The sequence below is a fragment of the Aeromonas sp. HMWF015 genome (assembly GCF_963878965.1).
Lineage (GTDB): Bacteria > Pseudomonadota > Gammaproteobacteria > Enterobacterales > Aeromonadaceae > Aeromonas > Aeromonas veronii.
Window position 1 is genome coordinate 77,103 of sequence record NZ_CAWNZT010000264.1, and the last position, 13,482, is coordinate 90,584.

Below are 13,482 nucleotides of genomic sequence, written 5' to 3' on the forward strand. Positions count from 1 at the left end.
GAAAACCCGGCCTGCCGCCGGGTTTTCGCATTTCTGGTCTGCCCAATCCATTATTTCTCTGCCCTCCAGCCCCTTATCGCTGTTTGCCTGCAGCCGATCGCGCAATAAAAAACGGGAGGTCTGCGCCTCCCGTTTACGTTCATATCAGCCCTGTTACGGGATGAAGCGTTACAGAGTAAAGCGATAGAAGATATCGACCGCCTGAGCCACCCCGCTCATCGCTTGCAGATAGAGCCTTGGCAATACCTCGTAGCGCAGCTTGAACTCGGCGATGGGGCTGAAAACCCCGACCCCGTACTGGAACTGCAAACCCGGCAGCAGATAGGCCGACAGCGTCACCTGGGTGTTGTCGCCACTGCCCGCGGTATCGAGAGAGACATCACTCATCCCCAGCGACTCGCCGATGCTCGACACCACGCCATTCGCCTGACTCACCGCTCCGGCCACCAGCAGACCGTTGAAACCGCCATCCTCACCGCCAGTCTGCAACCCTTTGCCACGCAGCAGATAGGAGAGCTGTTCCGACTGCGCCATCTGCGGTTCGGAGTAGACAGTGATTTCAGGCTTGCTCGCAGGGCCAGTCACCCGCACCCCGACCGTCACCTGACCCTCGATGGTATCGGGATCCCGGTTGGCCTCGATGTTGAGGAACGGCCGATCCAGCGGACCGGAGAAGAGGATCCGCCCCTCCTTGATGATGAGGTTCTGACCGTAGGCCTTGAAGCGGCCGTTGGTCAGCACCAGCTGGCCGTTGCCTGCCAGCGGCTTCTCGGGATCCTGACGGATATTGAGACCGCCGGAGACATCGGTCTTCAGCCCCATGGCATCAAGCTTCACATCGTTGCCAAGGCGGATCGCCACCTTCATCGCCAGCGGCAGACTTGCCTGCTTGGGAGCAGGGGGCAGATCGTCATAGACCACAGTCACATCATCTGAGACCGCCACCGCCGAATCCGGCAGACTCTTGACCAGAATGCGCGCCCAGGGAATATCCACCTGACCGGTAATCCGGGTCTCCTCCCCCAGCGACACCGCGATATCGGGCGAGACTCTGACCCGCCCCATGCCCGGATATTGCGCCTCCAGATCCTTGCCCTGAATGGTGAGGCTGCCGCTGACCGGCATCTTGGCCCAGCTGAGCCAGCCGCCCAACGCCAGCGGTCCCTTGCCCACCAGCATGGAGCCATCGAGCTCGGCGCGGTTGCCCTCGATCTTGAGGCGGGTCACCAGCTTGGTCAGGGTCACCATATCGGAGTGGGTCTGCACTTCACCGTCACGCAGGTTGAGCTGGCCAAACAGCAGGGGCGCCGCCAGGGTACCGTCGAAACGGGCATCGGCGGAGATGATCCCTTGCAGGGAGCGCACCTCAGGGATGAGCGGCGCAAAGGTATTGAGCTTGAGATCGTCAAACTTGAGCTGACCACCGAGCAGACCGCGACCGGCGGGCTCCTTGATCAGCAGGTCGGTATCGATATTGCCGATCTGCTTGGAGGCAAAATCGAGGCGAATGGCCGCCTGCTGCCGCTCGAAATCAAGGGCCAGAGCCAGCTGCTGATAGTCGGTCTTGAGGCCATCGGCCACAAAAGTGCCCGGCGTGGTACGCACCACCGCATGCAAGGTAGGCTGATTGCCACGCCAGCTGGCACGCCCATCGGCCGAGAGCATCGCCTGCCAGCGGAAGTTGTCCGGCAACCAGGGGCGTAGCCGCTTGAGATCAAACTCGCTCAGGGCAAACTCCAGGGTACCTTGGGCAGCGGAGACCTGACTCCCCTTGACGCAGAGGCTGGCCCCCTGGGAACCGAGGCAGAGATCCCCCATCGCCAGCCGCTGACGCGGCAGATCGAGATCCAGTGCCCAGGGGGAGTTCAAGTCCCAACGGCGCAGCGGGGTTTTCAGCTGCAACTCGGAAAGCGCCCCGCGCCAGTGATCCCCCCGCACGCCGCCACCCAGTTTGAGGTTGGCCGCAACAGGGTCACCCTTCATGGTCAGGGTCAACAGGTGCTGATTGAGGTCGCCGCTGAGGTTCAGGGCAAGCTGGCTGAGCTTGGTTTCGCCCTGTTTCAACTGCGCCACCAACAACGCGAGCTCACCGGCCGGTTTGGCGCCGATCACCGCATTGCCCTTGAGGCTAATACCCTTCAGGTCGGTACCGGCATAGTAGAGCCGGTCGGAGGCCAGATCCGCATCGATTTTTGGCGTCTGCTGATTGCCACTGACCTTCACCTGTCCCTTGATATCCCCTTTCAGGCCGGGATAAATGCCCCCCAGCTGGGGAGCCTGCAGGTTGGCATCGAGCTTCCACTGGGCGCTGCTGATACTGCCCTTGGCCTGCAACTGGTTGGGGCCACTTTGCAGCGAGAGCGCCGGGATCTGCCACTCCATCTTGTCGTTGCCGCTGAGCTCCCCCTTGAGGGCCAGCGGGTACTGGTTGAGCTTGCCATCCACCTTGAGCTTGGGCAGTTTCAGCTCCCAGTGGCCCGCTTCGTTCATCACGAAACGGCTCTCCAGCTCACCGGCCAGCGTCCCTTTCAGCTCAGGCAACAGCTCGGCCGGATTGATCCCCTTGAACAGGGTGGTCCCCTGCCACTCGATCCCCTTGTTCCAGGCGAGTTTGCCATCGAGTTTGAGCTCCCCCTTTAGGGCGTTGAGCTGCAAGGCTATCTTGCTGAGCCGCTCCAGATCCCCCTTCCCGTCCAGCGCAAGCTTGAAGGGGGGCACATCGGTCCCCTTGCCGGAGGTATTGAGGGCAAACTGATAGCCGGAGAGCTTGCCCTTGGCAGTCAGGCTCCCTTTGTCCAGCCGATAGCTCGGCTCATCTTTGGCTGGCTTGTGAAGAGGCCAACCGAGGCTCTTCCAGTCGAGGGCCAGATCAAAAGGGAGATCCGGGTCGAGCGCGGCCAGCGAGCCCTTGAGATTGGCGGCAACCGGCCCCTTGGCCGACAACGCCAACCCCAGCTTGCCGACCGAACCGCTCAGCGCCAGCGTGGCCTGCTCCCCTTGCAGCTCGCCATCCAGCAGCCCCTTGCGGGCCTTGGCACCCAGCGTCACCGCCAGCGGGTAGTCGTCACTGAGCTGGATATGGCCCTTGAGCGCCAGATCGGCCATGGTGTGGCGCAGCGAGAGCTCGCGCACCTCGATGCGATCGTCGGCAGCAGTGGCCGACAGCAGCAGCTTGTCGAGCCCTTCAATCAGCTCGCCCTGCTTATATTGCACCCGGGTCGCGCTGACCCCTTCCAGCTGGATGGGGAAAGGAAGGTGAATGGCGGGCAGGAGAATGGGGGCTGCCTTTGCCGTGTTCGCAGCTGGCGCCCCTTTGCCCTGTTTGGGGGTCTTGGCGCTGGCCTTGTCGTTGCGCGCCACCGCAGCACCGGCTTGCTTCTCGTTAGCGGCCGGCTGCTTGGCTGATTTGGCTGCGCTGGCGGGTGCCACGTCATCCAGCATCACCGTCAGGTTATCGAGCACCGGGCCGCGTACAATCAGCCCCTTGCGATTGAGGGTGGCGCCGATATCGAGGGACCCCAGGGTCACGGCCACGCCGGGCACCGCCAGATCGAGATCGGCCACCTTGAGGCTGTCGACCTGGATCTTGAGTGGCAGCGGGCGCCAGACAAAGGGTTCGGAAGGCTCTTCCGGTGCGGGCTCGGAGTCGGCTACCTTGACCACCGGATGGGTCACCGCCAGGGATTTTATCCAGAGCTTGCCCTGCAGCAACTTGCCGAGATCCCAATCGAGCACGGCGCGATCCACCGTGACATCAACCAGCTCATCCTGCCAGCCGGCCCCTTCCAGGGTCCAGCCATAACCAAGCTGACCGGCCACCAGCTCCCCCTTGAGAGAAGGCAGCGCCCCCTTGGCCTGTTGCCACAACCACTTGTTGCCCTGATGGGTAAAGCCCAGCAGGCTGACACCGATGAGCAGCAGGAACACCAGCCCCATCAGCCAAAGAAAAATGCGTTTTAGCCAGATCACAATGCAGACCCCCGCGCAAGATACAGCCGCAGCGGCCAAAGAAAAAAGCGTTTAGACAACATCATAATTCAGGCCCCAATGCGAAATGCAGCCGCAAGGGCTTGTCCTCTTCCGATACCCCGACCGCCAGATCCAACCTGACCTGACCGATGGGGGTGACCCAGCGTACACCGACGCCGGTACCTATTTTCCAGGGTTCGCTGTAATCGGTGGTGGAGGTGCCGCCATCCACAAACATGGCCCCCAGCCACTTCTCGCTGAAGCGGTAGTTGTATTCCAGACTGGCCACGCTGGTGTAACGACCACCGGTCAGCTTGCCATCCGGCCCGGTGGGGGAGATGCTCTCGTAACCAAAGCCGCGCACCGTCTGATCGCCACCGGTAAAGAAGCGCAAAGACGGCGGCACCAGCGAGAAGCTGTCACCTATAATGGCCCCCTGCTCGGCCCGCATCAGGAATCTATGGTTATCGCCAAGAGTTCGCAGCCACTTGCTGCGCCCCCACACCCGCATAAAGCTGATGTCAGAGCCCCATCTGGGGTCGGAGAACTCCAACGTCAACTGCTGGCGATCCCCCCAATCAGGCACCAGAGTGCCGCGCACCCGCAGTCGGGACCAAGAGACCCCGGGGATCAGCAGCAAGCTGTTCCCCTCGTCGGCGCCCTGGGTATAGATCTCGTTCTCCAGCCGGATAAAGACGTCCCGATCCCAGCTCTCCGGCCGTCGCGTCCAGCGGTGCACACCGATGGTAGTGAGATCGGAGCGGGTATCGTTGTTGTCCTTGTACTGGTAGCCGGTCTGGATGGAGTAGTAGTCCCGCAGCGGGTTGCCCACCGGGATCTGATAGTCGAAGCTGAGCTCTGCCTCCGGCGCCGACACCTTGGCGGTGGCAAACAGGCGGTGGCCGTAGCGGTTGACCCAGGGCTTCTCCCAGGTGGCACTCATCCGCGGGCCTACGTCGGTGGCGTAACCGATACCTGTCTCGATTTCGTGATCGACCCGGTTATCCAGCGTCACCGCAATGGGCACCCGATAGTTGCTCGCCTCGCTCAATACCGGCTTGATATCGACCTGACGGAACAGCTTGGTGGAGGAGACATCCTGCGACATCTCGGCCAGACGGATGGCGAGATAGGGGTCGCCGCTCTTGATGTTGATAAGCGGGCGAATAAGGTGAAGCGCTTCGGGGGTGGCATCGTAGCGGATCTCGCCAAAACGGTAGCGATGGCCCGATTCGAACAGAATAAAGATCTCTGCCGTCCCCTTGTCCGGGAACACCTTGACCTGACTCTTGCTCAGCTTGGCATCAAAGTAACCGCGGGCCAGCCCGAGGCTGCCCAGATCCGCCTTGATGGATTCATATTTGGCGTGGTTGAGAGGCTCGCCCTCTTTGAGGGGCAACTTGTCCAGCAGGGCGCTGTAAAGCTCGTCGCTGCCCGCATCCCCCTCCAGCAGAATATCGAGGCGGGAGACGATGACCGGCTCCCCCTTGTCCACCTCAATCACTACTTTGGACGGGGTTTTCTTGTCGCGACTCAGGGTGATTTTCGGCTGGTAGTAGCCATAAACCTGCAGCGCCTTTTGCACGCTCTCGGTGATTTTGGCGCGGGCCGGGCGGTATTGCCGCTCCTGATAGACCGGCAGGGCATTGAGATAGGCTTCGACGTTATCCTTGTTCTCCCCTTTCAACCCCTTGACCTGATAGGTGAGCTTGGCGGCAAACGCGGGTGAGGCCAGCAGCGACAGCAACAGCCCCACCCCCAGTAGCCGCAGGCCGCGGCGAAACACAGGGCCGGACAGTGAACGCCCTGCCAGCAGGGATGAAATGCATCCTGTCAAAGGTCAATATTCCTGAATCTGTGGTGAAGGAAACCAGCACCTTTTCGGGCCCACCCCGAATACGGCGCAGCACGCCATGCCGTGCATGGCCGTGACACAAAAATGCGCGCCAGAAAAATGGCGAACCTTATCCTAACATAGGCATCGGCCAGCGACAGCGCGGCGCCACTGGCAAATTCGCCATATCTTTTAAGAGGTTGACCACAAATCACACATTTTGGTGACAATGACGACGCCCGCTTTCCCGATGGAAGCGAATTGACCTGCCCTGAATAAGGCTCACTTCGTCGTCAGGCCGCCTTTGTCACCTTTCCCCCCTATCATTACCACCAGAAACCCACCACGACAGAGTTTGTCGGCATCGCCCCACCCTCACTGTTTAACAGGCCCAGCACACGCCAAGGCCAGCCGTAGCGGATGATTAAGAATTGCTCGTTCAGCGCAATCGAATTATCCCGCTGCCTTTGCAAGCGCTCCTCCCTCACACTTGAACCATCAACTGAAGGAGACACATCATGCATGCACGTAGCGAACAGATGGCTGACTATATTGCCGATCGTCTCGAGTTCATCACCTTTCTCGCCTGTTGCAGCGCCCTGCTGGCCCTGCTGACCGGCATGAGTGGCCAGCAGGCACTGGCCTTTACCGCCCTGAACCTGCCGTTTGGCCTCGGCATTCTGCTGGCGATGGCGATGCTGGCCCCCCTGCCCGTCCACTGGCGGCTGCCGGGCATCACCTTGCTGCTGGCAGGTTGCGCCCTGATGACCCTGCAACTGGGGGGAGAGTGGCTCAATCCGCTGGCCATCTGGAGCCTCTACGCCCTGCTCGGGCTGGAGATCATCTGGCAAGCGCGTCCCCGCGCCATGCTGGCCACCCGCGATCGCCAATAATACGACCGATAAAGGGCGGGCTGTGATGGCTGACGCCAGTGGAAAATTGGGGTACTCTTGCGCCCCGATTTGCTACCACCCTTGGCGTTAACAACCTTCGCCATCACTCCCAGGAGCGCCCCGATGAAAAAAGCCTGTGCCCAGCACATTCTGGTCAAGACCGAAAAACAGTGTCTGGAGATCAAGGAGAAGATCGAGAAGGGAGCCGACTTCGGCCAGATGGCCAAGCGCTTCTCCACCTGCGCTTCTGCAAAACGCAGCGGCGATCTGGGGGAGTTCAACAAAGGGGATATGGTCAAGCCCTTCGACGATGCCGTCTTCAAGGGCGAACTGCTCAAGGTGCTGGGGCCAGTGCGCACCAAGTTCGGCTTTCACCTGATCAAAGTGCTCTATCGCAATTAAACCATCGCAACTGACCATTTTCTCGGTGAAGCTCCCGTCAGGCGGGCTTCACCGACCTCTGCATCTCCCTCGCAAAACTGACCAAAACCACGCCAAACTCTCATCAATTTACTAACGTTATCAGGCAATTAAGTTTATCCTTCTCGGCATTGTCCACATTCGACGATGGATCCCGTGCTATGCCCCGCTCTTGCTTGTGGCCCCTGCTGGCCTGGTTACTCCCGCTCGCTGGCGCCCTCGGCAGCCGCTTTCATCTCTGGCCCTGGTGGATCGGTTTTGCGATCTGTCTCATCGGAGCCCTTGTCTCCCTGATCTTGCTGGTACGCCTGCCCTGGAGCCGCAACCGCTACGCCAGCGGCCTTGGCGCCTTGCCGCTACTGCTGCCCCTGACATTTGTGGCACAGGCGCTGCGCATGCCGCTGATCAACGATGTGAGCACAGATCCCTACAATCCCCCCCAGCTACGCTGGGCGGCAGAGCTCAGAACAGCGCAAGATCTGCCAATTAATAACGCCCCGCTGAAAGCATTTGGAAGAAATCCCGGTCCTCTCTTTACCCATACCGCCCCCGAAGAGGTGGTCATCGAGGCTAAGGAGCTGATGCAGGAGCTGGGCTGGCAGGTACGACCCAGCCCGGATGGTCTGGATGCAGTGGTTACCACCGGCTGGTTCGGCTTTCAGGATGATGTGGCGCTGCGGGTCTTTGCCGGCCCCAAAGAGACCCGCATCGATATGCGATCAGCCTCCCGTCAGGGGCAAAGCGATCTGGGCACCAACCGGGCGCGGATCGAGGATTTCCTGATCCGCCTGAACGAGCGCCTTGGTCAGGCCTACAAACCCAATTTGAAACCGTAAGTGTGAAACAACAAGAAGGTAACTGATGCGCGTTGAGGTCAAACCCGACCGGGAATATGCCTGGTTTATCCGCCCCTTTTTCTGGCTGCAAAAGCGCAACTATGGTCAGGTGCTTATTCCGGGCAAGTGCTGGGGCCGCTCGCCGCGCCTCTTTGCCGCCGTCGCCACCCTCTATGGGGTCATCAACCGCAAGCGCTCCCCCATCGATCCCGTGCTGCGCTCTCTGGTGACGGTGCGGGTCTCACAGCTCAACTGGTGTCGTTTTTGCGTCGACATCAACGCCATGACCCTGGTAAAGAGAGCAGGTTCAAGCGAGAAGGTGGAGGCGCTGGCCAACTGGCGCGAAAGCCCCTTGTTTGACGAGCGGGAAAAAGCGGTGCTCGACTATACCGAGGCGATGACCGGGCTGGATGGGGTGAGCGATGAGCAGGCTGCCCGCCTCAAGCCCTGGTTCGACGACGATGCCATGGTGGAACTGACCGGTCTTATCGCCTTCCAGAACATGTCGGCCAAGTTCAACGCGGCCCTCGATATCGCGCCGCAGGGCTTCTGCCAACTGCCGGTGCAACCGGAACGCCCTGCCCAGCCAGACAGCAAGGACGCCTGATGAACCGGACCCGCCTGCTGCTTGCACTGGTGATGGGGAGCCTTATCGGCGCCTTTTTTGCTCTCGATCTTGGCCGTTACCTCACTCTGGACGCCTTGCAGGCCCAGCAGGCGGCAGTGGCGCAATGGGTCGACAGCCACTTTGTTTCGGCCATCCTGCTGTTCGTGCTTATCTATGTGCTAAGCACCGCCCTCTCCCTGCCCGGCGCCAGCTTGCTCACCCTGGGTGGCAGCGCGGTGTTTGGTGTCGCCTGGGGACTGCTGCTGGTCTCCTTCGCCAGCACCCTAGGCGCGACCCTCGCCTTTCTCAGCGCCCGCTTCTTGCTGCGCGACTGGGTCGAGCAGCGCTTTGGCGACAAGCTGGCCACCTTTCAGTCCGGCATGGCGAAGGAGGGGGCCTTCTATCTGCTTAGCCTGCGCCTCATTCCCATCTTCCCCTTCTTTCTGGTCAATCTGCTGATGGGGCTCACCCCCATCAGAGTCAGCACCTACTACTGGGTCAGCCAGCTTGGCATGCTGCCCGGCACCTTCGTCTATGTGCTGGCGGGCAGCGAGCTTGGCCAGTTAACCAGCACCGGCAATATCCTCTCCCCCGGCCTGATGGTCGCGCTGACCCTGCTGGGGCTGATGCCCTGGCTGGTCAAGAAATTGACCACGCACTTCGCCCAGCGGCGCCTGCTCGCCCCCTACCGTCAACCCGCTCGCTACGACTATAACCTGCTGGTGATCGGTGCCGGTGCAGGTGGGCTGGTTACCAGCTATATCGCAGCAGCGGTGAAGGCCAAGGTGGCGCTCATCGAGAAGCACAAGATGGGGGGCGATTGCCTCAACAGCGGCTGTGTCCCCTCCAAGGCATTGATCCGAAGCGCCCGCTTTGCCGCAGAGCAGCGTAAAGCCGACGAGCTGGGCTTTAGCCCAAGCCACTCCCGTGCCGATTTTGCCGCCGTGATGGAGCGGGTGGCTGAGGTTATCAAGGAGGTCGAGCCACACGATTCCATCGAGCGCTATCAGGGGCTTGGGGTGGAGTGCATCGAAGGAGAGGCGCGGCTGGTCTCCCCCTGGGAGGTAGAAGTCAATGGCCAGCGCCTCGCCAGCCGCCATATCGTCATCGCCACCGGCGCCCGGCCGCTGGTGCCCAAGCTGCCGGGGCTGGATCAGGTGCCTTTCCTTACCTCGGATAGCCTCTGGCAGCTGCGCACCCCGCCGCGCCGCCTGCTGGTGCTGGGCGGTGGCCCTATCGGCTGCGAGCTGGCCCAGAGCTTCGCCCTGCTCGGCATTCCCGTGACCTTGGTGGAACTCTCGGAGCAACTGCTGCCCCGCGAAGATAGAGAGGTAGCCGACGCCCTGGCAGGGCAGATGAGCCGCGATGGCGTGCGGCTACTCACCAGCTGGCGCGCCGAGCGAGCCGACTATCTGCCCGCAGCCGAGGGGGCTCTCCCCATCCGGCTGCAACTGCGCCGAGGCGATGAGACACAAGTGGTTGAAGGGGATCAACTGCTGCTGGCACTGGGTCGGGTCGCCAATGTGAGCGGCTTCGGGCTCGAAGCGTTGGGGGTCGAGCTTGCCCCCCGTGGCAACATTGCGGTCGATGGTTTTCTTGCCACCAACTTCCCCAGCATACTGGCAGTGGGAGACGTAGCGGGCCCTTACCAGTTCACCCACTTTGCCGCCCATCAGGCCTGGTATGCGGCAGTCAATGCCCTGTTTGGCCAGTTCAAGCGCTTTCGGGCCGACTATCGGGTTATTCCGGCGGCCACCTACACCACGCCGGAGATTGCCCGGGTCGGCCTCAATCGCAAGGAAGCCGAAGCGCAGGGGATTCCCTTCGAGGCGACCCGCTTCGAGCTGGCCGAGCTGGATCGCGCCATCGCCGATGGGGAGCGCCGCGGTTTTGTCGAGGTGCTGACCGTGCCGGGCAAGGATACTATCCTTGGCGCCACCATAGTGGGCACTCACGCCGGTGAGCGGATCGCCGAGTTCGTGCTCGCCATGCGTCACCGCCTCGGCCTTGGCAAGATCCTCGGCACCATTCACGCCTATCCCACCCTGATGGAGGGGAACAAATACGTGGCAGGTGAATGGAAACGGGCCCACCAGCCCACCCGGGTGCTGGCGTTGCTGGCCCGTTATCACCGCTGGCGCCGTGGCGCCTGACAATCAGGGAAACATTTATGCTCAAGCCATTCTCACAACTCAACTCACAGCTCAAACCGCGGCTAAATGCGCTGCTGTGCGCCCTGCCCCTGCTGGCCAGCGGCCCGCTGTTGGCGGCCAACCCAGACGATAACTGGCAACGGACCCTTGAGGAGGCGAAGGGGCAGACCGTCTACTTCAACGCCTGGGGCGGCAGCCCGGAGATCAACGCCTATCTGGTGTGGGCCGGGCAGGAGCTGGCGCGCGACTATCAGGTCAAACTGGTGCAGGTGAAGGTGGATGACATTGCCCAGAGCGTCAGCCAGTTGCTGGCCAACAAGCAGGCGAGCAAGCAAGCTGGCGGCCCCATCGATCTGCTCTGGGTCAACGGCGAGAACTTCAAGGCGCTCAAGGAGCAGGGGCTGCTCGGCGCTCCCTTTACCGCCGAGCTACCCAACATGGCGCTGGTAGACAGCACCCTGCCGGTGAGTGAGGACTTCACCCTGCCGGTGGAAGGGCTGGAAGCCCCCTGGGGCATCGGCCAGCTCAATCTGATGGTCGACACCGAAGAGGTCGCCAGAGCGCCCACCTCGGCAGCAGCCCTGCTGGCGTGGGCCAAGGCCCATCCCGGCCGCTTCACCTACCCCAAGCCGCCCCAGTTCCATGGCTCCAGCTTTCTCAAGCAGATCCTGCTGGAGTTGACGCCAGACCCCGCCCCCCTCTATCGGGAGGCGACCGATACCGAGTTTACCCAACTCACCGCCCCGCTCTGGGCCTGGCTCGATGAGCTGCATCCGGCACTCTGGCGCAAGGGCAAACTGTTCCCCACCAGCGCCGCCGAAACCCGCCAGTTACTCGATGATGGCGAACTGGCCATGGCCATCAGCTTCAATCCGCAGGAGGCGCAGAGCGCCGCCCAGATTGGCGCCCTGCCCCCCAGCGTGGAAGCCGTCGCCATGGAGAAAGGGGCGCTCACCAACAGCCATTTTCTCGCCATCCCCTTTAACGCCAGTGCCCGTGCGGGTGCCAAGGTGGTGGCCAACTTCCTGCTGAGCCCGGCGGCGCAGGCGCGCAAGGCCAATCCGGCCTTCTGGGGTGATCCCAGCGTGCTGCGGGCCGATACCCTGCCTGATTCAGCCAAGGGGCAACCGGCACTACGCTTCAAAGCAGTGGCCGAGCCTCACCCCAGCTGGCAGCTCAAGCTGGAAGCAGCCTGGGCCGAGCGTTACGGTCACTGATGAGTGCCGCTGGTCACCCGCTTTCCCGCTCCCGACCGTGGCGCCGGTTGACACGCCACCCCAGTATGAGTGCGGGGATGGCGGTCATTTATCTGGCGATCTTCGTCATCCCATTGCTGGCGGGACTGTGGCAACTGCTGGCGGAGGGGATGGCCGCCTTTCATCTCGCCTTGCTGCTGGCCCAACCCAGTCTTTGGCACTCAGCAGCACTGAGCCTGTGGATTGGCGCCGCCTCAACCCTTGGCAGCCTGCTGTTGACCGCCCTGCTGCTGGCCCACAGCGACAGCCGGGCTTTCGGGTTGCTCCGTCGTCTGCTCTCGCCGATGCTGGCCATGCCCCACGTCGCCTTTGCCATCGGTTTTGCCTTTTTGCTCGCCCCCTCCGGTTGGCTGCTGCGGCTCGTCTCGCCAGCGCTGACCGGGTTTGATCTCCCCCCCGACTGGCAGACCATTCGCGACCCTTGGGGGCTCGGGCTGATTGCACTGCTCGTTTTCAAGGAGACCCCCTTTTTGCTGCTGATGGCGATGGCCGCACAGCAACCCATCCAGCTGGCACGCCAGCAGTGGCTGGGGGCAAGCCTTGGCTTCAGCGCCCCCCAGACCTGGTGGCGCCTGCTGCTGCCCGCCCTCTGGCCTGCCCTGCGCCTGCCCATCTATGCGGTGGCGGCCTACGGAGTGGCGGTGGTGGATCTCGCCCAGCTGCTCGGGCCCGATGCCCCCGCCCCACTGGCGGTGCGGTTGTGGCTCTGGTATCAGGACCCGGATCTGCTCTGGCGTGGCGCCACCGCCAGCGGCGCCCTGCTGCTGCTCGCCATCACGGCGCTGCTCATTGCCATGCTCAGATTACTGGAGTGGCTTCATCAAGAGGTGGGCAAAGGCTACTGGCTCGATGGCAAACGTGCTGCGTCCCATCCCTTTGCCAACCGGCTCGCAGCAAGCTTTGCATTCACCCTGATCACCCTCAATCTGGCGGTACTGGCCGCCCTGCTGCTCTGGTCGCTGGCGCGCCGCTGGCCCTTTCCCGCACTCTGGCCCAGTCAATGGAGCGGTCACTACTGGCTGGATCTGCTGCCAACCCTGCTGCCGCTGCTGGCAACCAGCGCCCTGTTGGCACTGGCAAGCAGCTTGCTGGCGCTGATGATGGCGGTGCTGAGTCTGGAGGCGCAAGCGGGGCACCGCCCCTGGCCGCTCTGGCTTATCTGCCTGCCGCTGTTGCTGCCGCAGGCGAGCCTGCTGTTTGGCATCCGGCTCGGGTTGGATTGGCTTGCACATGACTCGATAAGCAGCGGCATTGGCTGGGGCTGGGTGCTCTGGAGCCAGCTGCTGTTTGTCTTTCCCTATGTCTATTTGTGCCTGCACGGCCCCTATCGCCAGTTCGACCCGCGACTTACCCAGAGCGCCCTGCTGCTGGGGGCGACGCCATGGCGAGCCTGGTGGCAGGTCAAAGCGCCGCTGCTGGCGCGCCCGCTGCTGTTTGCCTTCGGCGTCGGGGCGGCAGTCAGCCTGGCCCAATATCTGCCGACCCTGCTGTTTGGGGCAGGCAGAGTGGTCACC

The 13,482-nt window shown here is 62.3% G+C and carries 9 protein-coding genes; 7 read left to right on the forward strand and 2 right to left on the reverse strand.

Annotation, left to right across the window (positions count from 1 at the left end; translation table 11 throughout):
- Positions 1-168: 168 nt before the first annotated feature.
- Positions 169-3,969: an autotransporter assembly complex protein TamB gene (gene tamB / locus AACS18_RS14040; protein ID WP_108614417.1), complete on the reverse strand. Its 3,801-nt coding sequence runs from the start codon at positions 3,967-3,969 to the stop codon at positions 169-171.
- Between the two features lie 61 nt (positions 3,970-4,030).
- Positions 4,031-5,806: an autotransporter assembly complex protein TamA gene (gene tamA, locus AACS18_RS14045; RefSeq protein WP_108614418.1), complete on the reverse strand. Its 1,776-nt coding sequence runs from the start codon at positions 5,804-5,806 to the stop codon at positions 4,031-4,033.
- 515 nt (positions 5,807-6,321) lie between these two features.
- On the opposite strand from tamA, the gene AACS18_RS14050 reads away from it, so the two are divergent.
- From AACS18_RS14050 to AACS18_RS14080, 7 genes are all read left to right on the forward strand, one after another.
- The gene (locus AACS18_RS14050; protein WP_108614419.1) at positions 6,322-6,696 is read left to right on the forward strand and encodes a hypothetical protein; all 375 of its coding nucleotides are present in this window, start codon (positions 6,322-6,324) and stop codon (positions 6,694-6,696) included.
- Between the two features lie 123 nt (positions 6,697-6,819).
- Positions 6,820-7,098 carry a peptidylprolyl isomerase gene (locus AACS18_RS14055; protein ID WP_005334269.1) on the forward strand — a complete coding sequence of 93 codons (279 nt, stop codon included), beginning with the start codon at positions 6,820-6,822 and terminating at the stop codon, positions 7,096-7,098.
- A 179-nt stretch (positions 7,099-7,277) separates the two neighbouring features.
- Positions 7,278-7,952, forward strand: coding sequence for a DUF1499 domain-containing protein (locus AACS18_RS14060; protein ID WP_108614420.1), 675 nt, complete (start codon positions 7,278-7,280; stop codon positions 7,950-7,952).
- Positions 7,953-7,977: 25 nt separating this feature from the next.
- Positions 7,978-8,559, forward strand: a complete 582-nt coding sequence (locus AACS18_RS14065) for a carboxymuconolactone decarboxylase family protein (protein ID WP_021231092.1) — start codon at positions 7,978-7,980, stop codon at positions 8,557-8,559.
- The gene (locus AACS18_RS14070) at positions 8,559-10,712 is read left to right on the forward strand and encodes an FAD-dependent oxidoreductase (protein ID WP_108614421.1); all 2,154 of its coding nucleotides are present in this window, start codon (positions 8,559-8,561) and stop codon (positions 10,710-10,712) included. Before AACS18_RS14065 ends, AACS18_RS14070 begins: the two co-directional genes overlap by 1 nt.
- Positions 10,713-10,729: 17 nt before the next feature.
- On the forward strand, positions 10,730-11,929 hold the full coding sequence (locus tag AACS18_RS14075) for an ABC transporter substrate-binding protein (RefSeq protein WP_181363451.1): 1,200 nt from the start codon (positions 10,730-10,732) through the stop codon (positions 11,927-11,929).
- 77 nt (positions 11,930-12,006) lie between these two features.
- A partial coding sequence (locus AACS18_RS14080; RefSeq protein ID WP_181363452.1) for an ABC transporter permease occupies positions 12,007-13,482 on the forward strand: 1,476 nt, incomplete at its 3' end.

Excerpts from the sequence above, each read along its gene's own strand:
- AACS18_RS14050 (WP_108614419.1), top strand. The coding sequence starts at position 6,322 with ATGCATGCACGTAGCGAACAGATGGCTGACTATATTGCCGATCGTCTC.
- AACS18_RS14055 (WP_005334269.1), top strand. The coding sequence starts at position 6,820 with ATGAAAAAAGCCTGTGCCCAGCACATTCTGGTCAAGACCGAAAAACAG.
- AACS18_RS14060 (WP_108614420.1), top strand. The coding sequence starts at position 7,278 with ATGCCCCGCTCTTGCTTGTGGCCCCTGCTGGCCTGGTTACTCCCGCTC.
- AACS18_RS14065 (WP_021231092.1), top strand. The coding sequence starts at position 7,978 with ATGCGCGTTGAGGTCAAACCCGACCGGGAATATGCCTGGTTTATCCGC.
- AACS18_RS14070 (WP_108614421.1), top strand. The coding sequence starts at position 8,559 with ATGAACCGGACCCGCCTGCTGCTTGCACTGGTGATGGGGAGCCTTATC.
- AACS18_RS14075 (WP_181363451.1), top strand. The coding sequence starts at position 10,730 with ATGCTCAAGCCATTCTCACAACTCAACTCACAGCTCAAACCGCGGCTA.